Below are 22,775 nucleotides of genomic sequence, written 5' to 3' on the forward strand. Positions count from 1 at the left end.
AAAATGCCGTCTGAAAAAAGCGTAGGCTGATTTCAGACGGCATGATTGTTTTAAACGATGCGTTTAATGTTTAAAGATTATTTCCAAACCAACAAAGCGTGGTTGCGTTTGCCGCGGCGGACGATGGTGTATTTGCCGAAACGTTTGTGTTCGTCGGTCAGCATATAGGCATCGTCAGGTTTTTCAGCGGCATGGTTCGGATTATTGGCTTCGGCAGGTTTGCCGTTGAGCAAAACCGCTTTGCTGTTGACAAAACCGCGTGCTTCTTTGTTGGAAGACGCCAAACCGGTTTTCACCAAAGTCTCCACCACGTTGAGGCTCTCGGAAACTTCAAAAGTCGGCAGGCCGTCGAGTGCCAGCTGCTCGAAGTCGCTTTCGGTGAGATGGCTTTGGTCTTCGGCAAATAGGCTTTCTGAAATGCGTTGGGCGGCGGCAAGGGCTTCTTCGCCGTGAATCAGACGGGTCATTTCTTCGGCGAGAATGCGTTGCGCTTCTGGTTTGGTGCCGCTGGCTTTGTCTTTCGCTTCGATGGCATCGATTTCTTCGATAGACAGGAAGGTGAAGTATTTCAGGAATTTATACACATCGGCGTCGGCCACTTTCAGCCAGAATTGGTAGAACTGATACGGAGAAGTTTTCTTCGCGTTCAGCCATACCGCGCCGCCTTCGGTTTTACCGAATTTGGTGCCGTCTGATTTGGTAACCAAAGGCAGGGTCAGGCCGAATACTTGTTTTTGGTGCAGACGGCGGGTCAAGTCGATACCGGCGGTAATGTTGCCCCATTGGTCGGAACCGCCGATTTCCAAAACTGCACCATGACGTTTGTTCAATTCGGCAAAGTCGTAGCCTTGCAGCAGAGAGTAGGCGAACTCGGTAAAGGAAATGCCCACGTCGTCGCGTTCGATACGTTGTTTGACGGATTCCTTGTTCAGCATGGCGTTGACGGAGAAATGCTTGCCGATGTCGCGCAGGAAGTCGAGGCAGTTCATGCTGCCGAACCAGTCGGCGTTGTTGGCCATAATGGCCGCGTTATCGCCTTCAAAGCTTAAGAAAGGGGTCAATTGGTTGCGGATGCTTTCCACCCAGCCGGCAACGGTTTCGGCAGAATTCAAGCTGCGTTCTGTCGCTTTAAAGCTTGGGTCGCCGATCATGCCGGTCGCACCGCCCACCAAAGCAATCGGCGTATGGCCGGCTTGTTGGAAACGGCGCAATGCCAATACAGGCAGCAAGTGGCCGATATGTAGGCTGTCGGCCGTCGGGTCAAAACCGCAATAGAGGGAAATTTTTTGTTCGTTTAACAAAGCGTCTAAGGCTTCGATGTCGGTAGTTTGCGCGATTAAGCCACGCGATTGTAGGTCTTTGATGACGCTCATTGATGTCTTCCAAAAAAATTAGCAGTTTTACAAACTGCTAATTGTAACAAATTTCATCGGATGAATGGCTATGGCTTACTGAAGAAGCGTGTGTTTTTCAGAAAAACGCTTGGCCAGTTCTCTACCGCCGTAAGGGTTGATGTGGTCTCTATCGGAATAAACCGGCAATCCGTTGATTTTGAAATTGTGCGGAATATAGGCGGTGGCATCGATAATATACACATTGGCATATTTTTCGGCTAATTTTTTGATGCGTTCATTTCCTTTAAAAGTGTTTTGTTCATCAATAACAAGATTTTGATTAAATCCCGGTATGCGGTAAGACAAAATATAGGCGCGCAAACCGTTGTATGACAGATTAGGGTTGTCCAGCATCAGGTAAACCGCTTGTTTTTCCGAAGAAAGTTTTTGCAACATGAGGTCGAATTTTTTGAAAAAATCGGTATCGTAAGCAAGGGAGTGGCTGTTTTCAGGCATTTGGCTGCCCCAGCGCATGGCCAAAAGCACTTTTGAGTATTGGGGCAGATGCTCTTTGGCATACTCATAAACGGCACGGCAGGAAGCGTTTTGCTTGAATATGGGTGCGGCATAACCTTCTACATAGGCACAACTGTCCGCCGTGACCATCGTTGCCGACCATTTTTCTTTTTTGCCGACGGTATCAAAAAACGTTTTATATTGGTCGGCATGCGAATCGCCTAAAATCAGTAATTCCGGCTGTTTGTCGGTATCGCCCCAAACACATTGTTTGTCGGTATTGTTGTGGCAAGAAGTGTAGGAACGCGCCAATCCCATACGATCGTATTGCTCCATAAACGGAAGCTTCATGGCAAGAAAAGGCGTTATGGCCAAAACAAGCATGGGGACGGCATAAATCCATACCACAGACTGGGCAAAAGAGCCTTTCCACTTTTTAAACGGTTTCTCGACAAAATAATAAGAAAACAGGGAGAGTGCAAACATTAAGACAATCGCGGCCGCAGTCGAATACGAAGGCAGATTGTTTGAACCTATGTATCTCATAAAAGCCAATACAGGCCAATGCCACAGATACAGCGAATAGGAAATTAAGCCTATGCCGACGGTAATCTTCCATTGGAAAAATTGTTTCAGCCGGTGTTCAAATTGATTGAAATAAATGAATGCGGCGGCGGCCAAACAAGGAATGATGGCGGCAGGCCCCGGGAAATAGGCGGTTTTTTCCGTATAGGCAAACAGACAGGCAAACAGTATGCATACAGAAAGTAATGCGCCTGCCGCCGCATATGGTTTGCCGGTATCCAGCCCTTGTTGTTGCCGATATTGCATCCACACGGCCGTCAACGAGCCGATCAGCATTTCGCAGGCGCGCAGATGGGGCAGGTAATATTTATCCAGCGAAGTCGGTATAAAAGAAACCAAAATACTGAATACGCATAGCGTGATAAGGAAGGCAAACTGAGTGCGCCAGCTTTTGCGGACCACCAGTAACAGCAATATCGGAAAGACGAAATAATATTGTTCTTCGACCGATAAAGACCAAATGTGAAGCAAAGGTTTTTCTTCTTGTATGGGATCGAAATAGCCCTGACCCTTTGCAAAAAAGATATTGGAGATGAACCCCAAGGTGGACAGGGCTGTCCTCCATAAAAGGGAAAAATCATCTTTGGTGAATAAAAGAAAGCCGCATATCAGCGTTGCCGCCAATACGGTAAAAAATGCGGGCAGTATCCGCTTGATACGGCGGATGTAAAACTTTTTGAACGAGAAAATTCCACTGCTCATTTCACGATGGATAATCATCGTGATCAGAAAGCCGGAAATGACAAAAAAGATATCAACACCAAGAAAGCCGCCAGGCAGCCAGTTTTTTTCAATATGGAAAACGACAACGGATAGAACAGCAACGGCACGCAATGTATCAATATCTGGGCGGTAAGATAAAACTTTGCTCATAATATTTTGATTTTAATTAGTTTATATTAATGGCGTCGTCTGAAAAGTGATTCCTGCCGAGAATGGCGGTATTTCGGAGGTCGGCCATCGTTTGTCGGAACAGGGCAGTTTGTTTGCCTTCTTAGAATGATTGCTGATGATATGCGTTTGAATAGTAATGGATTAGAGTAGGAATAAAGTTGATAGTTTCAACATAATATTTAATATGTTGTTTTTATAATGAATCAATACGATGTGGTATTGTTTAATTATTTATTGTCATATCAATGATATTGTTATTGATGATGTAACCTTGCGCTATTTTTAGGTAAGGTGTTGGCAAGAGATGGGAGATTTAAAGAGAGAAAAATTACGAGCCATGCCCGTATTTATTATGGAGATAATGTCTTGTTTTGTTGATATTTCAAGACGTAAGGCCGTCTGAAAATAAATTCAGACGGCCTTAATCTTAGAAAAGGCCGTCTGAAAAAGCGTTTTACCGGGTTTATACGTTAAACAGGAAGTGCATCACATCGCCGTCTTGTACGACGTATTCTTTGCCTTCCACACGCATTTTGCCGGCTTCTTTGGCTTTGGCTTCGCCGCCTAAAGCGATGAAGTCTTCGTAGGAGATAACTTGGGCGCGGATGAAGCCGCGTTCAAAGTCGGTGTGAATCACGCCGGCGGCTTGCGGCGCAGTGTCGCCTTTGTGGATGGTCCAGGCGCGGACTTCTTTGACACCGGCGGTGAAGTAGGTTTGCAGGCCCAAGAGGTCGTAGCCGGCACGAATCAGGCGGTTCAGGCCCGGTTCTTCCAAGCCCATTTCGGCGAGGAATTCGGCTTTTTCATCGTCTTCCAATTCGGCGATTTCGCTTTCCATCGCGGCGCAGACGGCCACAACCGGCGCGTTTTCTTTTTCAGCCAATTCTTTCAGGCGGTCGAGGTGCGGGTTGTTTTCAAAACCGTCTTCGGAAACGTTGCCGACATACATGGCAGGTTTGGCGGTCAGCAGGAACAACGGTTTGAGCATGGCGAGTTCTTCCGCGTCCAAACCGAAGGAGCGGACGGGTTTGCCTTCATCCAGATGCGGCAGCAGTTTTTTGCACAGCTCGACCAGTTTTTGCGCGTCTTTGTCGCCTGAGCGTGCGCGTTTTTCTTCGCGGACGATGGCTTTTTCGACGCTGGCCAAGTCGGCCAGTGCCAATTCGGTGCCGATGGTTTCGATGTCGGCAATAGGATCGACTTTGCCTGCAACGTGGACGATGTTGTCGTCGTCAAAGCAACGTACGACGTTAACAATCGCGTCAGTCTCGCGGATGTTGGCGAGGAACTGGTTGCCCAAGCCTTCGCCTTTGCTCGCGCCTGCAACCAAACCGGCAATGTCGACGAATTCGACGATGGCAGGCTGCATTTTTTGCGGATTGACGATTTTTGCCAATTCGGCCATACGCGGATCAGGGACTTCAACGATGCCGACGTTGGGTTCGATGGTACAGAAAGGATAGTTTGCCGCTTCGATACCCGATTGGGTCAGCGCGTTAAAGAGGGTGGATTTGCCGACGTTGGGCAAACCGACGATGCCGCATTTCAAGCTCATGGTTTTTCCTGAAAAGTTAAAAGTTTAACGGCGGATTATAGCATATTGTGGAGGTACTCAAAACAGCCGCAATGCTGGTGTGTTCTTATAATAAAAGGCCGTCTGAAAAAAAGAGGGGCAGGCATTCAGCCTATTGTTCTTCCGAAGAATGAGTAAATGAATAAAGCCATTAAATAAAACAATCTTTCGGACAGGAGGCTTAAGATTAAACCCAAAAGAATGCCCAGTACCCAATAAATCATCTGACGGTATTTCGGGTCGGATGCGGTACGCAACATTTTGAAATACAAAACCAGACAGCCGAACATGCAGATTGTTTGAAACAGAATGATGGGGAGGCTGTCAATGGCTTCGGAAATCGACCCATAAAGGATGATTGTCCCTATGCGTATGCATAAATAAATTAAAGCCGAGCCTGCCGCCGAACTCCCAAAAGTGACAGGCGTGTCGGATGAATCGGCTGTTTTGTGGGGCTGAAGCCTGCCGAATAACAAGATAAATACAATGTCAAACATAATGATGGTTGCCTTGGTGTGAGGTATTTTTATTTTTCAGACGGCCTCTGGGTGGTCTGAAAGCTTATTGTGCTGCGATATGGGGCAGTGCCGCATTAAGGTATGTCAGTAAGTTGACTATCATCGTGCTGAAGCGGTTGCCATGCTTCATTGAACACATTGATTTTGTAGCGGGTTATCTGCTATTGCCCAAAATAGTCCGAAATACAGGACAAGCTTAATGAATAGGGTAAGAGTGGCAAGCAGGTTGAGAAACATTATGAGGCTTATGGATAAAGCCTTTGCTATGATTCGCAGTTGGTTGAAAGGCCGTCTGAAAACTGTTTCAGACGGCCTTTTTTCCGTACTGCTTTAACCGGTATTACGCAAACCTTGCGCCACGCCGTTGATGGTCAGGTGAACCATCAGCAGGGCGTGCGGATTGTCGGGATCTTTGCGCAGGCGTTTGAGCATGGCGACTTGCAGGCCGTTGAGGGCATTCAGGTATGGAATCCTCAAGGCAAGCGAACGGGCGAGGCTGCGGTTGTCGCGCAGAAGCTCTTCGGTTTGCAGCAGGTCGAGCAGTGCTTTGCGGCTGCGTTGGTATTCTTCCTTGATCATGCCGAAGATGACTTTTGCTTTGTCGGGTGATTCGCTCAAGCCGGCATAGTTTTCCGCCAAGGTGATGTCGGTTTTTGCCATTACTTGCTCCATATTGGAGAGCATGGCTTGGAAGAACGGGTTGTTTTGGGCGTGTTCGCGCAGGGCGGCAAGGGTTTCGGGTTTACCTTCGCACAAGGTTTCCACTGCGCTGCCGAAACCGTACCAAGCCGGCAGCATGAGGCGGTTTTGCATCCAAGAGAATACCCACGGAATCGCGCGCAAGTCCTGAATCCGCGCCAGGGTTTTGCGGCTGGCGGGACGGCTGCCGAGGTTGAGGGTGGCAATTTCCTGAATCGGGCTGGTTTGCAGGAAGTAGTCGATGAAGTCGGGGTGGGTAATCAGTTCGCGGTAGTATTTGAACGATACGTCCGACAAGTCCTGCATCAGTTTGTCATCAGGGTCTTTTTTGTCCGGCAGGATGCTGGCTTCCAAAGTCGCGGCAACCAAGGTTTCCAAGTTGCGTTGGGCATTGCCCGGGTCGGCGTATTTGGCGGTAATGACTTCGCCTTGCTCGGTAATGCGGATTTGTCCGGCAACACTGCCCGCAGGTTGCGCCAAGATGGCTTGGTAAGAAGGGCCGCCGCCGCGACCTACACTGCCACCGCGGCCGTGGAACAGGCGCATGCGGACCTCGTATTTTTTGAAGAGTTCGACCAAGCCCAACTCTGCCTGATACAGACACCATGAGCTGGTAACGTAGCCGCCGTCTTTGTTGGAGTCGGAGTAGCCGAGCATGATTTCTTGGATGTTGCCGCGGCTTTCGAGCAGGGCGTCATACCAGTCGAGGCGGAACATGGTTTCCATGACCGGGCAGGCGTTTTCGAGCGCTTCGATGGTTTCAAACAGAGGCACGATGTTGATGCGGCTGCGCGGTTTGCCGTTTTCAACCGTCAACAGGCCGCTTTCTTTCAGCAGCAAGGCCAAGGCGAGCAGGTCGCTGGGTTGTTCGCAGTTGGAAATAATGCTTTGTGTGACGGCATCTTCGCCAAATTCGTCTTTGATTTTGCGCGCTTCGTTGAAAATCGCCAGTTCGTGGCGGGTATGGTCGCTGTATGTGATAAACGGGCTGTACAGCGGACGTTGATGGCTCAACTCGCGCAACAGGGCGGTTTGTTTTTGCTCTTCGTTCAGGCTGTTGTAGTCTTCCAAGCCTGCGTGTTGGAAAAGCTCGGCAACCACATCGGCGTGTTTGCCTGCGTGTTGGCGCAGGTCGAGCGGCATCATGTGGAAGCCGAACACGGACACGCTGCGGATAATGTCGGACAGACGGCCTTCTGCCAGCAGTTGGCTGCCGTTTTCGTGGAGCGAGCGTTGCAGTTTTTTCAGGTCGTTGAGGAACTCTTCGACCGTGGCATAAGGCTCGAGGAAGCCGAATTTGCAGCCCATGCCCAAACCGAGTGAGCGTGCCTTGCCCATAGCGCGTGCCATGATGTAGGCGATGGCGCGGCGGTAGGGTTCTTCGGTGCGGGCGATTTCTTCGTCAGGCGAGAGGGCGGCCAGTGCCATCACATCGTCGTTGACTTTGACGCGGCGGATGGAGAGTGGCAATTCGCGGTAAAGTTTGTCGAGTTCGCCGCGATAGAAACGGAACACTGCGTCGGCATGCCGTCTGAACGCAAAACGCAAGGTTTCGGCAGAAACGAACGGGTTGCCGTCGCGGTCGCCGCCGATCCAGCCGCCGATTTTAAGGATATTCGGAACGCGGACGCCGGGATAGGCCGTCTGAAAATCGCGTTCCATTGTGCGGTAGAGCTTGGGCAGGGCTTCAAAGAAGCTCATTGGGAAGATGGATACACCGTTGTTGATCTCGTCGTTGACGCTAAGTTTGTGGCGGCGCGTTTCGCTGGTCTGCCACAGGCCCAAAAGGACAGTGTCGATTTCGCGGCGCAACTGAGCCAGCGCTTCGGGGTTGGTACAGCGTTCGCGTTGCGGCAGCAGCGCGCGGATGCGGCGGTTGAAGCTTAAGACGGTTTGGCGTTGCACTTCGGTCGGGTGCGCGGTCAAAACGGCGGTAACGACTGTATTGTCCAGTTGTTGTTGCAACGCTTTGCCGTTGACTTTTCCGGCTTTGAGCTTGCGCACGGTTTCCGTCAGGCTGCCTTCTGCTGCGCTGTGGCCGGCATCTTCGTGGATTTGGCGGCGGCGTTCGTGGTGCACGTCTTCGGCGATGTTCAAAATTTGTGCGAACAGGCCGCAGGCCAAGGTTAAATCGTGGGTTTGTTGTTCGTCCAATTGCGGCAACACCTTCTCAATCAAGGCAGCACTGTCGTCTGAAGTCGATAATAACTTAACGGTTTCGACCACCAAAGGCGACGCTTCCTCATGCAGCAGATTGAAAAGAGACTGTTTTAAAAATTCCGCATCCGCTGCCAGAGCGGCATCTTTTGGATTATTTAAGATATGCAGTTGCATGATTTTTCTCTTATTTAAATGTTAATTTGGGTATATCGTGAATCCATTGTATAGCAGATTTTTATAAACTGCCAATGGTAACATCCGATACATTTCAAACCGGAAAACGGCCGTCGGTATCCGCCGCGTGGTCGCTGTCTGTAAAATGCCGTAAAATATTGCCCATCAAAACAGAGGCGAGAAACCCATGATTGAATTTCCCAACCAGCCCGATTTTCCTGAGCAACACACCGCCGTCGCCGTCGGTACCATCAACATGAGCCAGCAGGCGATAAGGGTGTTGATAGAGAATGCCACCGAAAAGGCAAGTATCCTGACCATCGCCCGCGTTGCCGCCATTCAGAGCATCAAACAGACCGCCAACCTGATTCCGCTGCACCTGCCCGGCCGCATCATCGGCGTGCAGGTTGATTTCGATATTAACGTTGAGTTGGCCTGCCTGAAGGCCATGCTGACCGTTCAAGCGCACAGCAACGGCAGCATTGCCACCGAAGCCCTGACCGGCCTCAATTTGGCGCTCTTGAGCGTTTACGACATGATGAAAGACGTTGACCGCAATATGATGCTCAGCGGCATCCGCCTCGAATCCGAAACCAGCAGCGAAGGCCGTCCTTTCCTGTTTGATAACGCATACGAAAATATTAATTTCTAAACCACTCAGGCCGTCTGAACATTGGGTTTCAGACGGCCTTATTATTATGATGAACGATCAACAACTCCTGCGGTTCAGCCGCCATATCCTGCTTGACGAAATCGGTATCGAAGGCCAAGAAAAACTCTTGGCCGCCCATGTGCTTGTTGTCGGTTGCGGCGGGCTGGGTGCAGCGGCCTTGCCGTATCTTGCCGCCGCTGGTATCGGCAGCCTGACGATTGCCGATGCCGATACCATTGACGAGACCAACCTTCAACGCCAAATCACATTTACCGAAGCCGACATCGGCAAAAACAAGGCTTTGGTGATGCAAGGCCGTCTGAAACAGATCAACAGCCAAACACACATTACAGCCATTACCGAATTTCTCGATGAAGCCAGGCTTGTCGAATTGGCAAACGCAGCCGACATCATTCTTGATTGTTCCGACAATTATCCCACGCGCCAAGCGGTCAACCGCGCCGCCGTTGCCATGCGCACGCCTTTGGTTTCCGCCGCGACCGTCGGCTTTGACGGACAAATTGCCGTGTACCGTCCCGATCTTCCCAATACGCCCTGCTATGCCTGCCTGTTTGACGGCGAACAAGCCGACGACGGTGCTTGTGCATTGTTCGGCGTTTTTTCGCCATTGGTCGGCGTTATCGGAACGACCCAAGCCGCCGAAGCGCTTAAAGTGCTGATCGGTATCGGTACGCCGTCGCACGGCAAACTTTCCACCTATAACGCGTTGAGTGGAAAATGGCAGCAATACGGGGTGAGACGTAATCCCGAATGCCCGGTTTGCGGCGGCCATTAAAGACAAAAGCAGGGCAAGGGTTTCAATGCTCCGAAGCCAATCCGCCGGAGCAATCATGCTTATCTTTCATTAAACTTGAAAGAAGGCGTTTCTTCCCTTTTCAGACGGCCTGTGGCACGATATGATTCAATGATTAATAAATTTTTTGAGGCCGTCTGAAAAAGATAGGGAGAAACCGGCTTAATGAATATTATTCGTGCCTTATTGGTGGTATTGGGTTGCCTGACTTTGGGCGAGGCGGCCGTTTGGATTTTGGGGTTGAAGCTGCCGGGCAGCATTGTCGGCATGGGTTTGCTGTTTGCCGCGCTTCAGGCCGGCTGGGTCAAGTTGTCTTGGGTGGAAGAGCTGGCGGACATTTTGATGGCGAACCTGACTTTGTTTTTGGTGCCGCCTTGCGTGGCCGTCATCAGCTATTTGGATGTGATTGCAAACGACTGGTTTTCGATTTTGACGGCCACAATCGGCAGTACGATCTGCGTATTGTTGGTGACCGGCAAAGTGCATGAGTGGGTCAGGAGGTGGATGTGATGAATATAGACGGGCTGTTACGCATGCCCTCGGTCATGCTGTTCCTGACTTTGGCCGTGTATGCTTTGGCGGTGCAGATTCGGGCGCGCACGGGGAATGTGCTGTGTAATCCGGTATTGATCAGTACGCTGGTGTTGATGGGTTATTTGAAGGTTTTTGCCATCGATTACGAGCTATACCATTCTGCTTCGCACTTTATTGATTTTTGGTTGAAACCGGCAGTCGTGTTGCTGGCCGTGCCGCTTTATCGAAATTGGGACCGTATCCGCAGCCAGTGGTTTCCGGTGGTGTTGTCGCAGTTGGCGGGCAGCGTGACAGGCATTGTTACGGGTGTGTATTTTGCCAAATGGCTGGGCGCTTCGCGCGATGTGGTTTTGTCGCTGGCTTCCAAATCCGTAACCAACCCGATTGCGATTGAAATCACGGCGTCTATCGGCGGTATTCCGGCGATTACGGCGGCAACGGTGATTATTGCCGGACTTTTTGGACAGATGGCCGGATATAAAGTGTTGAAAGGGACGTTATATATGCCTTCTTCAGTGGGAATGTCTTTGGGGACAGCCTCACATGCGATGGGTATTGCGGCGTCTTTGGAATACGGCCGCCGTATGGCCGCATATGCCGGCTTGGGCTTGACGCTCAACGGCGTGTTGACGGCGATATTGGTGCCTATCTTGATCCCCTTATTGGGCGTATAGCGTTTAGGCCGTCTGAAAATAGTGTAAACAGGAGAAAATGATATGGCTGTAAATTTGACTGAAAAACGTGCAGACGAATTGTTGGAAATCGACGGCATCCGTCTGTTTACAGGTCGTGCCGGCATCAAGCAACAAGACCGCGACGATTTGACGCTGATGGTGTTGGGCGGTGGACATACGGTGGGCGCGGTGTTTACGCAAAACCGTTTCTGCGCCGCGCCGGTGCATATCGCCAAGTCGCATCTGTTTGACCAAGACGGCGTGTGTGCCTTAGTCATCAATACGGGCAATGCCAATGCAGGTACCGGCGCACAAGGCCGTCTGGACGCGATTAAAGTGTGCGCGGCGGCGGCGGAACAGGTCGGCTGTCAATCCAATCAGATTATGCCGTTTTCGACCGGCGTGATTTTGGAGCCTCTGCCTGTGGATAAAATCGTGGCCGCTTTGCCGCAAGTGCGCCCTGCATTCTGGTCGGACGCGGCACGTGCCATCATGACGACGGATACTGTACCGAAAGCCGCTTCGCGCACAGGCTTGGTCGGCGAGAAACACACAGTCCGCGCCACCGGTATCGCCAAAGGCTCGGGCATGATTCATCCGAACATGGCGACCATGTTGTCGTTTATCGCCACCGATGCCAAAGTGTCCCAACCGATTTTGCAGCTGATGACACAAGAAATCGCAGACGAAAGTTTCAATACGATTACCGTGGACGGCGATACCAGCACCAACGACAGCTTCGTGATTATGGCGACGGGCCGTTGCGGTCAAAGCGAAATCGACAATACCGCCGATCCGCGCTATGCGCAGCTCAAAGCATTGCTCGGTTCGCTGGCTTTGGAGTTGGCGCAGGCGATTGTCCGTGATGGCGAGGGTGCGACTAAGTTCATCACGATTGAAGTGCAAAACGCGAAAACCCGCGAAGAGGCGCGCAAAGTGGCTTATGCCGTCGCCCATTCGCCTTTGGTGAAAACCGCTTTCTTTGCCTCCGACCCGAACTTGGGCCGTCTGTTGGCAGCCGTCGGCTATGCCGGTATTGAAGACTTGGATGTCGATGCTTTGAAAATGTGGCTGGATGACGTGTTGGTTGCCGAAAATGGCGGCCGCGCGGAAAGCTATACCGAAGAAGCAGGACAAGCGGTGATGAACCGTCCGGAAATCACCGTCCGCATCGATTTGCAACGCGGCGATACGACGGCGGTTGTTTATACCTGCGATTTGTCGCACGAATATGTGTCGATTAACGCGGATTACCGTTCTTAAAAACCTTTATCTTTGTTTTCAGACGGCCTTTGAGAAAAGTATCAAGGCCGTCTGAACACATTGACTGCGTGTTTATTATGAAATTTCCCCAGACTTGGGCGGCGCGCCTTGCCCACAAAATCCGCCAAACCAAACGCCTGTCGAAAAAGAGCATTGCCTTTCTGTTTTTGCTGGCAGGATCGGCACTGGTTGCCCTGACGGCTTTGATGTTTGCGTACTTGGCGGATTTGGCTTTGGAATGGAACGCTTTGTTGGTGGGGAAATATCCGTGGTTTGCGTGGGTAGCTTTGCCGCTGGGTTTGCCGCTTTTGGCATGGTTTACGCGCAAATTTGCGCCGTACACTTCCGGCAGCGGTATTCCGCAGGTCATCGCCTCTTTGTCTTTGCCTTATGGTGCGCAGAAAACCCGTTTGATTCGTTTGGGCGAAACCTTTTTCAAAATTCCGCTGACGTTTTGCGCCATGCTGTTGGGTGCGTCTGTCGGCAGGGAAGGGCCGTCTGTACAAGTGGGCGCGGCAGTGATGAACGCTTGGGGTGCGTGGTGTAAAAAGCACGGGCTGGCGTTTAGGGGCATGCAGGAAAACGATTTGATTGCCGCAGGCGCGGCGGGCGGTTTGGCGGCGGCGTTTAACGCGCCTTTGGCCGGTGTGGTCTTTGCCATCGAAGAATTGGGGCGCGGCGTGCTTTTGCGTTGGGAGCGTCAAATCCTGATGGGTGTGTTGGCGGCCGGTTTCATTCAAGTGGCGATACAGGGCAATAACCCGTATTTTTCAGGTTTTCAAGGGCATGAGCTGCCAAACATGCTGATGTGGGCCGTGGTGTCGGGCATCATCTGCGGCGTGGCTGGCGGATTGTTCGGCAGCTTTTTGTATCGTGGCGCGGCGGCATTCGCACCGGTACGCTGGCGCAGTTTCATCCGCCGTCATTTGTTGGTGGTCGCCTTTGCAATGGGTATTTTGCTGGCGTTGATCGGTACGTTTTATCAAGGCAAAACCTATGGCACGGGCTATCACGAAGCCGCTGCCGCACTCAAAGGCGCGTATGAAGCGCCGTTCGGCTTGGCCGCCGCAAAATGGGCGGCAACCGTGTTCAGCTATTGGGCAGGCATTCCCGGTGGCATCTTCACGCCGTCTTTAACCATCGGCGCGATGATAGGCGAACACATGGCTTCTTTCGCGCAACTGGGCGACGCGTCCAATGTCGCGGTTTTGCTCTGCATGGCCGCATTCCTTGCCGCCGCGACCCAATCGCCGTTGACCGCCGCCGTGGTGGTAATGGAAATGACAGGCGGACAGAATTTGCTGTTTTGGATGCTGCTGACGTGCATCTTCGCTTCGCAAGTCTCGCGCCAATTCTCGCCGCATCCGTTTTACCATGCCGCAGGTTTGCGCTTCAGACGGCATATCGAAGCCGAAAGCGGACATGTTCCGCACGAGAAAAAAGAATAGATAGGCATATAAAAGGCCGTCTGAAAATCAGATTTCAGACGGCCTTTTATATGTCGTTTAAAGCTGTATTACGGTTTACTTAAACAGCAAAATCAGCAACAAAACAACCGCAATCATACCCAGCCACAAACTTTGGCGTTGCTGTACTTTGACCAAGTGCACATAGGCATCGCGCATTTCCTGCTGGCGGTTTTCATCAACCAACGCATTGATTTTGCGCGGCAGGGAAGGGATGATTTGCGCCCAGTCGGGGGCTTCGTTTTTGAGGTTGCGCCAAAGGGCTTTGGGGCCGACCTGTTCGTTCATCCAGCGCACCAAAAACGGTTTGGCGGTTTTCCACAAGTCCAAATCGGGATCAAGCTGGCGGCCCAAGCCTTCGATGTTGAGCAGCGTTTTTTGCAGCAACACAAGCTGCGGCTGGATTTCGACATTGAAGCGGCGGCTGACTTCAAACAGGCGCATCAGCACCAAGCCGAAGGAAATCTGCGAAATCGGTTTGTTGAACACAGGCTCGCACACGGCGCGGACGGCGGCTTCCAATTCTTCCGCGCGCGTGTCGGCAGGTACCCAGCCTGATTCGATGTGGGCGGTGGCGACGCGGTGGTAATCGCGGTTGAAGAAGGCGAGGAAGTTGATGGCGAGATAGCGTTTGTCGTAGTCGGTCAGCGTGCCGACGATGCCGAAATCGAGGGCGATGTAGCGGTTGTCGGCGGCGACCAAAATATTGCCGGGGTGCATATCCGCATGGAAAAAGCCGTCGCGGAAAACTTGCGTGAAGAAGATTTCCACGCCGTAATCGGCCAGTTTGTGCAAATCGATGCCCTCGGCTTTGAGTTTGGCAATATCGGATACCGGCGTGCCGTCCATCCATTCGATGGTCAGTACGTCGCTGGTGCAGTAGTCGTAAAACACCTTCGGCACAATCAGCATATCGCTGTTTTGGAAATTGCGACCGAGCTGGCTGGCATTGGCGGCTTCGCGCATCAAGTCCAATTCGTCGTGCAGGTATTTGTCAAATTCGGCCACCACTTCGCGTGGCTTCAAACGCTTGCCGTCTGAAAACAAACGCTCCACCCAGCCTGCGCCAAAGCGCATCAGCGACAAATCCTGTTCGATAACGGGCAAAAGGTTGGGGCGCAAGACTTTCACTGCGACCTGTTCGCCCGAATGCAGGCGGGCTTTGTGTACCTGGGCGATGGACGCGCTGGCGACGGGCTCGGTTTCAAATTCCGCGTATAAAGTGTCGATGGATTGACCCAAAGATTTTTCGATTTGCGAGCGCGAAAGCTGCGCGTCAAACGGCGGCACTTTGTCTTGCAGCCTGGCCAGTTCGACCGCGTAATCATGCGGAATCAAATCGGGGCGCGTGGACAATACCTGTCCGAATTTGATGAAAATCGGCCCCAGGCTTTCCAAAGCCAGACGCAGGCGCACGGCAGGCGTCTCGTGTTTGAACTTGGACGACTGCGGCAGCATATTGAGAAAAGTCCGCGCCCAACCCGGACGGACCAGCGAGGCAATCAGCTCGGCGAGGCGGTAGCGGTAGAGCGTGCAGAGGATGGTTTTGATGCGTTTGAGGCGGTTCATAGTGGGCGCGGATAAATCGAAAAAACAGAATTATATAGGAAAAACGGGTAAGGGCTTCAGACGGCCTGAGACTTTTGCAAAAATGTTTGCCGCATATCCGGCAATTTAGCAAAGGTTTGCGGTCGGCCGTTTTGATAAAAAGATGAATATTCACATCATAAATATTCGTCGGCCACTTGCCCAAACCGCCGATTCAAGCCATAATCGAGAAATGTGCAGGAGAGAGCTACATCCAACTACATGTGGCCACCGAAGGCGCAGACACCCTTAAATCGCTCAGGTATCAGGGACTGCACATTGAAACAAACAATCTGGAGAGCGGCGTTGGAATAACGTCCACCGAAGGGGAGAAGGCCGTCTGAACCACCATTCAGACAACCGCGCAAAGCAGTGAGCAGACTGGTTTGCCATCCAGCGGATACGGCCGAAAATCTCAGGTTCAAGGACAGATAGGGTCATCCGCGCACAGGTGCGCGGGCGGCATCTGAACAAAAAATCCGGAGAAACTTGAGAATGACTGCTCTGAAAACCACCCCATTTCATCAAGCCCATCAAGATGCAGGCGCGAAGCTGGTAGATTTTGCCGGCTGGGAGCTGCCCATCCATTATGGTTCACAAATCGCCGAACACGAAGCCGTGCGCACCGACGCCGGTATGTTTGACGTATCACACATGCTTGTTACCGACGTAGCAGGCGCAAATGCCAAAGCCTTTTTCCGCAAACTGATTGCCAACGACGTTGCCAAACTCGCCTTCGTCGGCAAAGCCCTTTATTCCGCGCTGCTCAACGATAACGGCGGCGTGATCGACGACTTGATCGTTTACCGCACCAACGAAGCCGAAACCCAATACCGCATCGTGTCCAACGGCGCGACCCGCGAGAAAGACACTGCCCAATTCCACAAAGTCGGACAAGAGTTCGGCGTTGCCTTCAATCCGCGCTACGACCTCGGCATGCTCGCCGTACAAGGTCCTAAAGCCATCGAAAAACTCCTGACCGTCAAACCCGAATGGACGGATGTCGTCAACAACCTCAAACCGTTCCAAGGCGCGGATTTGGGTAACGACTGGTTTGTCGCCCGCACCGGCTACACCGGCGAAGACGGCGTCGAAGTCATCCTGCCCGGCACCGAAGCCGTCGCATTCTTCAAAGCCCTGCAACAAGCCGGCGTGCAGCCCTGCGGCCTTGGCGCGCGCGACACCCTGCGCATGGAAGCCGGCATGAACCTCTACGGCAACGATATGGACGACGACACCAGCCCGCTCGAAGCAGGCATGGGTTGGACCGTTGATTTGAAAGACGAAAGCCGCGACTTCGTCGGCAAAGCCGCCTTGCTGGCATTGAAAGAAAAAGGCGTTGCCGTCAAACAAGTCGGTTTGCTGCTCGACAAAGGCGGCATCCTGCGCGCGCATATGGAAGTGTTGACCGACAAAGGCAAAGGCGAAACCACCAGTGGCGTATTCTCGCCCAGCCTGAAACAATCCATCGCCATCGCCCGCGTACCGAAAGATTTTGACGGCGATACCGCCAAAGTACTGATTCGCGGCAAAGAAGTCAATGTACGCGTACTGAAGCTGCCGTTTGTGCGCAACGGTCAAAAACAGTTTGATTAATATCGATTTAGACGGCCTTTATTTGTTAAGGGCCGTCTGAAAGCAGGTTTTAATTGTCGTCCGTTACGGACGTTTGTAGAAAGCATTGAACAAGGCATCTGTGGATATTGATTCACGCAGAGGCCGTCTGAAAATAACCCCTATCAATGGAGAATCAAACCATGAGCAACATCCCAGCCGAACTGAAATACGTTGCCAGCCATGAATGGCTGCGCCTTGAAGAAGACGGTACCATCACTGTCGGTATTACCCACCACGCGCAAGAGCTGTTGGGCGACATCGTGTTCGTCGAGCTGCCCGAAGTCGGCGCAAACTTGGCTGCCGAAGAGCAAGCCGGTGTGGTTGAGTCTGTGAAAGCCGCGTCCGACGTGTACGCGCCGATTGCAGGCGAAGTCGTTGCCGTCAACGAAGATTTGCCAAGCGCGCCGGAAACTGCCAACAGTGACCCTTACGGCGCAGGCTGGTTCTTCAAAATCAAACCTGCCAACCCTGCCGATTACGACGGTCTGTTGACTGCCGAACAATACGCAGGCGAAGTAGCTTGATTTTTGCAAACATCCAAACAGGTTTTGCGCCTGTTTGATGGTGCAGGTCTTAGGTCGTCTGAAAAATACTTTCAGACGGCCTTTGTTTCAATTTTTCCTCAATAAACATGAATTACTGCGAATTTGTCGCCACGCTACCCGACGATACGGACAACCCCAACCAGCATTATCACGACACGCAATACGGTTTTCCGATTGAGGACGACAATGAATTGTTTGGGCGGCTGGTGTTGGAAATCAATCAGGCAGGATTGAGTTGGACGCTGATGCTGAAGAAGCAGCAGGCATTTCAGACGGCATTTAAAGGTTTCGACATCGATACGGTCGCCGCATTTGACGAAGCCGATATTGAGCGACTGCTTGCCGATGCAGGCATCGTCCGCAACCGCCTGAAAATCAACGCAGCCATTTATAACGCGCGACAAATCAAACAAATACAGCAAGAATACGGCTCATTCAAAAACTGGCTGGATGCACACCATCCGCTCGACAAAGCCGAATGGGTGAAGCTGTTTAAAAAACATTTCAAATTTGTCGGCGGCGAAATCGTCGGCGAATTTCTGATGAGTACCGGCTACCTACTCGGCGCGCATGTGGAAACCTGTCCGGTTTATCAAGAAGTTTTAAAATGCCGCCCGAAATGGGCAGAGGTCGTCTGAAAACGGTTTTGGGCAAAATCTGTTTCCAGACGATCTTTAAAGAAAAAACGTGATACAAATCTTGTATGGCGAGGTATAAGTGTTTAAAGTAAATGTCATTTGTACAGTTTACGAAGAAAGATTATGGAATATTTACCAGCGGAAGATTTCAATCCTTATCGGGCTTATATGCACGCCAATTTGATATGGGGATTGCCGATGTTTATCATTGATTTGTTGCTGATTTTGTTTCTTTGCCCTGTTCCGGGAACAGATATTTCCATCATGCTGCCTAAAATGGAAAAAAACGAGGTTGAAAAACACTGATGAAATGGTTGAATGTTTTAGGCATTTGGTTGATGGCCATTCCTGAATTCTGCGTGATTCTTTATGCTGTCGGTCATATTAATGCCTTCCTGAGCCGCAACAGCGGAAGTTGCGGAGTCGGTTGCCTCGGGGATTTGGTTGTTTTTTTTGAGATTGCATTTTTTGGCAGTATTTTAATCAGTTTAATTTGGACGGTAATTTTCCTGCAAAAGGATGATGAACGCCGTAAAAACACCTGCCCAACGGCAGATTCCTACAACACCGAAGGAGTAGAAATGAAACTATCTGAATTGTTCAACCCGAACGAATTTGCCGCGCGCCATTTGAGTTTTGGCGACGAGGCTGCGCTTTTGGAAGCGCTCGGCGAGAAGAGCATGGACGAATTTGTCGGCAATACCGTGCCGCAAAGCATCCGTATGCCGTCCGAACTCGATTTGCCCGAGGCTTTGACCGAGGCGGACGCATTGGCGAAATTGAAAGGCATTGCGTCTAAAAACGTGATCAATAAGTCCTATATCGGTTTGGGCTATTACCCGACCCGTGTGCCGAATGTGATTTTGCGCAACGTATTGGAAAATCCGGGTTGGTACACTGCCTACACGCCGTATCAGGCGGAAATTGCCCAAGGTCGTTTGGAAGCGTTGTTGAACTTTCAACAAGTGTGTATCGATTTGACCGGTTTCCCTGTGGCAGGTGCGTCTTTGCTGGACGAGGCGACTGCCGCCGCTGAAGCGATGGCGATGGCGCACCGCGTGGGCAAAGTGAAATCCGAGCGTTTCTTTGTGGATGCGCGCGTGTATCCGCAGACGTTGGACGTGATGAAAACCCGCGCCAAATATTTCGGCTTCGAGCTGGTGGTCGGCGATTTTGCCAAAGCGGATGAGGGCGAATACTTCGGCGCGTTGTTCCAATACGTCGGTAAAGACGGCGACGTGCAAGACTTGCAGGACGTTATCGGCCGTCTGAAAGCCAAAGGCACAATCGTGGCCGTTGCCGCCGACATCATGAGCTTGGTTTTGCTGAAATCGCCTGCCGAGTTGGGCGCGGATATTGCTTTGGGCAACACACAACGCTTCGGCGTGCCGATGGGCTTCGGTGGTCCGCACGCTGCTTATTTCGCGTTTAAAGACGAGTTCAAGCGTTCCGCCCCGGGCCGCATCATCGGCGTATCCAAAGACGCATCGGGCAAACCTGCCTTGCGCATGGCTTTGTCCACCCGCGAGCAACACATCCGCCGCGAAAAGGCGACATCCAATATTTGTACCGCGCAGGCATTGCTGGCGAACTTGGCCGGTATGTATGCCGTTTACCACGGCCCTGAAGGCGTGAAACGCATTGCCAACCGCATTCATGCGCTGGCTTCTGCCTTTGCCGATGCGCTGGTTTCAGACGGCCTGAATGTGGTTCACAAAGTCTTCTTCGATACCGTTACCGTCGATTTCGGCAGCAAAGAGAAAGCAGACCAAGTGTTCCAAACCGCTTTGGAACTGGGCTACAACCTGCGCCGTGTCAACGATACTCAAGTTGCGGCTGCATTCCATGAAACTTCGACACGCGAAGATTTAACCGATTTGTACCGCGCGTTTACCGGCAAGGATACGGCTACATTTGCCGATGACGTCAAAGGCCGTCTGAATGCCGAATTGCTGCGTCAAGACGATATTCTGCAACATCCCGTGTTCAACCGTTACCACACCGAACACGAAATGTTACGCTATCTGAAAAAACTCGAAGACCGCGACTTGGCGATGAACCGCAGCATGATTTCGCTCGGTAGCTGCACCATGAAGCTCAACGCGACTGCGGAAATGTTGCCGATTACTTGGGCAGAGTTCACTGACATCCACCCCTACGCCCCCAAAGACCAAGCCGCAGGCTACCGCGAACTCTTGACCGACATGGAAAACAGCCTGAAAGCCATCACCGGCTTTGACGCAATTTCCTTCCAGCCCAACTCCGGCGCGCAGGGCGAATACAGCGGCATGCTCTCCATCCGCCGCTATCAAGAAGCCAACGGTGAGGGACACCGCAACATCTGCCTGATTCCCAAATCCGCCCACGGCACCAACCCTGCGACTGCGGCCATGCTGGGTTTGAAAGTCGTCGTTGTCGATACCGACGAACACGGCAACGTTAACATCGACGATTTGAAAGCCAAAGCCGAGCAACACCGCGACGCTTTGTCCGCCATCATGATTACCTACCCGTCCACCCACGGCGTGTACGAAGAAGGCATCCGCGACATCTGCCGCATCATCCATGAAAACGGCGGACAGGTTTACATGGACGGCGCCAACCTCAACGCCCAAATCGGCATCATGCAGCCTGCGGAGGTCGGTGCGGATGTGTTGCACATGAACCTGCACAAAACCTTCTGCATCCCTCACGGCGGCGGCGGTCCGGGCGTTGGCCCTATCGGTTTGAAAGCCCACCTCGCTCCGTTTGCACCGGGACACGCTTTGACCGACACCCACAGCGCCAGTGCCGACCAAACCGCCGTTGCTGCTGCGGCCTTCGGTTCGGCGTCCATCCTGCCGATTACTTGGATGTACCTGACCATGATGGGCAAACAAGGCATGGAACAGGCAACGCGCTGGGCATTGCTCAACGCCAACTATGTCGCCAAACGCTTGAGCGAAGACTATCCGATTCTGTATGCAGGCAAAAACGGCCGCGTCGCGCACGAATGTATTGTCGATTTGCGTCCGCTCAAAGCCGAAAGCGGCATCACAGAAACCGACATTGCCAAACGCCTGATGGACTACGGCTTCCACGCCCCGACGGTTTCCTTCCCTGTTGCCGGCACGCTGATGATTGAACCGACCGAGAGTGAAAGCAAAGCCGAACTCGACCGCTTCATCGCCGCCCTGAAACAAATCAAACAGGAAGTGCTGAAAGTCGAGCGCGGCGAATGGACGAAAGACGACAACCCGCTGGTCAACGCCCCGCACACCGCCGCCGACGTAACCGGTGAATGGGCGCACCCGTATTCCCGCGAAGAAGCTGTCTTCCCGTTGCCGTTTGTGCGTGAAAACAAATTCTGGCCGAGCGTGAAACGTTTGGATGAGGTCTATGGCGACCGCAATCTGGTTTGCTCCTGCTTGCCGATTGACGCATATGAAGATTAAGCCTGAATAGGTTTAACATTGAACAGGCTGTCTGAAAATGAAAATAGTTTTCAGACGGCCTTTTGTTTGTTAAGATATTCCGCCCGAGAACGTACGTTTGTTTTGGGTAAAACAACAGATAAGGCATTCGGAAAAATAGACGGTAAATGCCTTTATTTGCGGATAAAACCAAAACGGCTTTCAACAACGATAAGCAAAAGGCCGTCTGAAAAACAGGAGGACACGATGGATGAACTTTTTATTCAAACGCTGACGATTGCCGGCTCCGATTCCGGCGGCGGCGCAGGCGTACAGGCGGATTTGAAGACGTTTCAGATGCGCGGCGTGTTCGGCACCAGCGTACTGACCGCGGTTACCGCACAAAATACTTTGGGCGTATCGGCGGTGCATCCGATACCGACCGACATGATTGCCGCGCAGATTGCCGCGATTCAGGAGGATTTTCAAATCCGCGCTTATAAAATCGGCATGCTGGGTACGGCGGAAATCATCGAATGCGTGGCGGAACAAACCGCCGAATGCGACTTCGGCAAACGCGTGTTGGATCCGGTCATGATTGCCAAAGGCGGTGCACCGTTGTTGGAAAACTCAGCCGTCGAAGCCATGAAACGCCTGCTGCTGCCGCATACGGACGTCTTGACGCCCAATCTGCCCGAAGCGCAGGCCTTGACGGGCATCAATATTGAAAACCGCCAAGATGCGGAACGCGCCGCCAAAATTCTTCAGGATTGGGGCGTGAAAAATGTGGTGATTAAAGGCGGTCATCTTGCCGACAGCCAAAGCGAATATTGCACCGACTGGCTGTTTACGCCAAACGAAACCATCGAGCTGAACAGCAAACGTTTCCCAACGCCGCATACGCATGGCACAGGCTGCACGTTTTCAGCCTGTATTGCTGCCGAGCTGGCAAAAGGGTTTGGCGTTCCCGAAGCAGTTCAGACGGCAAAAAACTATATCGCCGCCGCCATTTCCCATCCTCTGGGCATCGGCGCAGGGCATGGGCCGGTCAACCATTGGGCGTATCGGGACGAATAACGCGTTCGATCCGATTGTAATTGATTGTATTTTTCAGACGGCCTGACTAGGTTTATTACTAGG

General features: G+C 52.0%; 18 protein-coding genes and 1 riboswitch. Of the genes, 12 read left to right on the top strand and 6 right to left on the bottom strand.

The annotated features are described in order from the left end of the window. Positions 1-77: 77 nt before the first annotated feature. The 5 genes from tyrS to ppc all read right to left on the bottom strand — a co-directional run bounded on the left by tyrS (position 78) and on the right by ppc (position 8,453). A complete protein-coding gene (gene tyrS, locus RRV97_RS00080; protein ID WP_003748882.1) occupies positions 78-1,373 on the bottom strand; it encodes a tyrosine--tRNA ligase in 1,296 nt (431 codons plus the stop codon). 75 nt (positions 1,374-1,448) lie between these two features. Further along, a complete protein-coding gene (locus tag RRV97_RS00085) occupies positions 1,449-3,308 on the bottom strand; it encodes an acyltransferase family protein (protein ID WP_315611592.1) in 1,860 nt (619 codons plus the stop codon). A gap of 484 nt (positions 3,309-3,792) precedes the next feature. Continuing rightward, entirely contained in the window at positions 3,793-4,884 is a 1,092-nt protein-coding gene (gene ychF, locus RRV97_RS00090; protein ID WP_003748877.1) for a redox-regulated ATPase YchF, read from the bottom strand. A 125-nt stretch (positions 4,885-5,009) separates the two neighbouring features. After that, entirely contained in the window at positions 5,010-5,399 is a 390-nt protein-coding gene (locus RRV97_RS00095) for a hypothetical protein (RefSeq protein WP_315611593.1), read from the bottom strand. Positions 5,400-5,750: 351 nt separating this feature from the next. Then, positions 5,751-8,453 (bottom strand): phosphoenolpyruvate carboxylase, encoded by a 2,703-nt coding sequence (gene ppc / locus RRV97_RS00100; protein ID WP_315611594.1) that lies wholly within the window; start codon positions 8,451-8,453, stop codon positions 5,751-5,753. Between the two features lie 187 nt (positions 8,454-8,640). On the opposite strand from ppc, the gene RRV97_RS00105 reads away from it, so the two are divergent. The 6 genes from RRV97_RS00105 (at position 8,641) to RRV97_RS00130 (ending at position 13,838) form a co-directional block, all read left to right on the top strand. After that, on the top strand, positions 8,641-9,105 hold the full coding sequence (locus RRV97_RS00105) for a cyclic pyranopterin monophosphate synthase MoaC (RefSeq protein ID WP_315611595.1): 465 nt from the start codon (positions 8,641-8,643) through the stop codon (positions 9,103-9,105). Positions 9,106-9,154: 49 nt separating this feature from the next. Then, positions 9,155-9,901, top strand: coding sequence for a HesA/MoeB/ThiF family protein (locus RRV97_RS00110; protein WP_315612266.1), 747 nt, complete (start codon positions 9,155-9,157; stop codon positions 9,899-9,901). Between the two features lie 183 nt (positions 9,902-10,084). Continuing rightward, positions 10,085-10,429, top strand: a complete 345-nt coding sequence (locus RRV97_RS00115; RefSeq protein WP_315611596.1) for a CidA/LrgA family protein — start codon at positions 10,085-10,087, stop codon at positions 10,427-10,429. Beyond that, complete coding sequence (locus RRV97_RS00120; protein ID WP_410505890.1) at positions 10,429-11,127, top strand: LrgB family protein; 699 nt, start codon at positions 10,429-10,431, stop codon at positions 11,125-11,127. Before RRV97_RS00115 ends, RRV97_RS00120 begins: the two co-directional genes overlap by 1 nt. A 42-nt stretch (positions 11,128-11,169) precedes the next feature. Then, positions 11,170-12,390: a bifunctional glutamate N-acetyltransferase/amino-acid acetyltransferase ArgJ gene (gene argJ, locus RRV97_RS00125; protein ID WP_315611597.1), complete on the top strand. Its 1,221-nt coding sequence runs from the start codon at positions 11,170-11,172 to the stop codon at positions 12,388-12,390. 77 nt (positions 12,391-12,467) lie between these two features. Next, positions 12,468-13,838 (top strand): chloride channel protein, encoded by a 1,371-nt coding sequence (locus RRV97_RS00130; RefSeq protein ID WP_315611598.1) that lies wholly within the window; start codon positions 12,468-12,470, stop codon positions 13,836-13,838. A 75-nt stretch (positions 13,839-13,913) separates the two neighbouring features. Here the strand turns inward: RRV97_RS00130 and ubiB are convergent, their stop codons facing one another. Further along, positions 13,914-15,425 (bottom strand): ubiquinone biosynthesis regulatory protein kinase UbiB, encoded by a 1,512-nt coding sequence (ubiB, locus tag RRV97_RS00135; RefSeq protein WP_315611599.1) that lies wholly within the window; start codon positions 15,423-15,425, stop codon positions 13,914-13,916. Between the two features lie 206 nt (positions 15,426-15,631). Further along, positions 15,632-15,728, top strand: a riboswitch (glycine riboswitch). Between the two features lie 210 nt (positions 15,729-15,938). Here ubiB and gcvT point away from each other — a divergent pair. The 6 genes from gcvT (at position 15,939) to thiD (ending at position 22,712) form a co-directional block, all read left to right on the top strand. Further along, complete coding sequence (gcvT, locus tag RRV97_RS00140; protein ID WP_315611600.1) at positions 15,939-17,039, top strand: glycine cleavage system aminomethyltransferase GcvT; 1,101 nt, start codon at positions 15,939-15,941, stop codon at positions 17,037-17,039. 146 nt (positions 17,040-17,185) lie between these two features. Further along, positions 17,186-17,584, top strand: coding sequence for a glycine cleavage system protein GcvH (gene gcvH / locus RRV97_RS00145; protein ID WP_036494010.1), 399 nt, complete (start codon positions 17,186-17,188; stop codon positions 17,582-17,584). A 107-nt stretch (positions 17,585-17,691) separates the two neighbouring features. Beyond that, a complete protein-coding gene (locus RRV97_RS00150) occupies positions 17,692-18,243 on the top strand; it encodes a DNA-3-methyladenine glycosylase I (protein ID WP_315611601.1) in 552 nt (183 codons plus the stop codon). Positions 18,244-18,366: 123 nt separating this feature from the next. Next, entirely contained in the window at positions 18,367-18,549 is a 183-nt protein-coding gene (locus RRV97_RS00155) for a hypothetical protein (protein WP_315611602.1), read from the top strand. Between the two features lie 275 nt (positions 18,550-18,824). Then, the gene (gene gcvP / locus RRV97_RS00160) at positions 18,825-21,677 is read left to right on the top strand and encodes an aminomethyl-transferring glycine dehydrogenase (protein WP_315611603.1); all 2,853 of its coding nucleotides are present in this window, start codon (positions 18,825-18,827) and stop codon (positions 21,675-21,677) included. Between the two features lie 225 nt (positions 21,678-21,902). Next, positions 21,903-22,712, top strand: a complete 810-nt coding sequence (gene thiD / locus RRV97_RS00165) for a bifunctional hydroxymethylpyrimidine kinase/phosphomethylpyrimidine kinase (RefSeq protein WP_315611604.1) — start codon at positions 21,903-21,905, stop codon at positions 22,710-22,712. Positions 22,713-22,775: the final 63 nt, after the last annotated feature.

The organism is Neisseria sp. DTU_2021_1001991_1_SI_NGA_ILE_055, from assembly GCF_032342915.1.
GTDB lineage: Bacteria > Pseudomonadota > Gammaproteobacteria > Burkholderiales > Neisseriaceae > Neisseria.

Excerpts from the sequence above, each read along its gene's own strand:
- RRV97_RS00120 (WP_410505890.1), top strand. The coding sequence starts at position 10,429 with ATGAATATAGACGGGCTGTTACGCATGCCCTCGGTCATGCTGTTCCTG.
- RRV97_RS00130 (WP_315611598.1), top strand. The coding sequence starts at position 12,468 with ATGAAATTTCCCCAGACTTGGGCGGCGCGCCTTGCCCACAAAATCCGC.
- gcvT (WP_315611600.1), top strand. The coding sequence starts at position 15,939 with ATGACTGCTCTGAAAACCACCCCATTTCATCAAGCCCATCAAGATGCA.
- ppc (WP_315611594.1), bottom strand. The coding sequence starts at position 8,453 with ATGCAACTGCATATCTTAAATAATCCAAAAGATGCCGCTCTGGCAGCG.
- RRV97_RS00155 (WP_315611602.1), top strand. The coding sequence starts at position 18,367 with ATGGAATATTTACCAGCGGAAGATTTCAATCCTTATCGGGCTTATATG.
- RRV97_RS00105 (WP_315611595.1), top strand. The coding sequence starts at position 8,641 with ATGATTGAATTTCCCAACCAGCCCGATTTTCCTGAGCAACACACCGCC.
- RRV97_RS00085 (WP_315611592.1), bottom strand. The coding sequence starts at position 3,308 with ATGAGCAAAGTTTTATCTTACCGCCCAGATATTGATACATTGCGTGCC.
- thiD (WP_315611604.1), top strand. The coding sequence starts at position 21,903 with ATGGATGAACTTTTTATTCAAACGCTGACGATTGCCGGCTCCGATTCC.
- RRV97_RS00095 (WP_315611593.1), bottom strand. The coding sequence starts at position 5,399 with ATGTTTGACATTGTATTTATCTTGTTATTCGGCAGGCTTCAGCCCCAC.
- RRV97_RS00110 (WP_315612266.1), top strand. The coding sequence starts at position 9,155 with ATGAACGATCAACAACTCCTGCGGTTCAGCCGCCATATCCTGCTTGAC.
- gcvP (WP_315611603.1), top strand. The coding sequence starts at position 18,825 with ATGAAACTATCTGAATTGTTCAACCCGAACGAATTTGCCGCGCGCCAT.
- ubiB (WP_315611599.1), bottom strand. The coding sequence starts at position 15,425 with ATGAACCGCCTCAAACGCATCAAAACCATCCTCTGCACGCTCTACCGC.
- gcvH (WP_036494010.1), top strand. The coding sequence starts at position 17,186 with ATGGAGAATCAAACCATGAGCAACATCCCAGCCGAACTGAAATACGTT.
- argJ (WP_315611597.1), top strand. The coding sequence starts at position 11,170 with ATGGCTGTAAATTTGACTGAAAAACGTGCAGACGAATTGTTGGAAATC.
- tyrS (WP_003748882.1), bottom strand. The coding sequence starts at position 1,373 with ATGAGCGTCATCAAAGACCTACAATCGCGTGGCTTAATCGCGCAAACT.
- RRV97_RS00115 (WP_315611596.1), top strand. The coding sequence starts at position 10,085 with ATGAATATTATTCGTGCCTTATTGGTGGTATTGGGTTGCCTGACTTTG.
- ychF (WP_003748877.1), bottom strand. The coding sequence starts at position 4,884 with ATGAGCTTGAAATGCGGCATCGTCGGTTTGCCCAACGTCGGCAAATCC.
- RRV97_RS00150 (WP_315611601.1), top strand. The coding sequence starts at position 17,692 with ATGAATTACTGCGAATTTGTCGCCACGCTACCCGACGATACGGACAAC.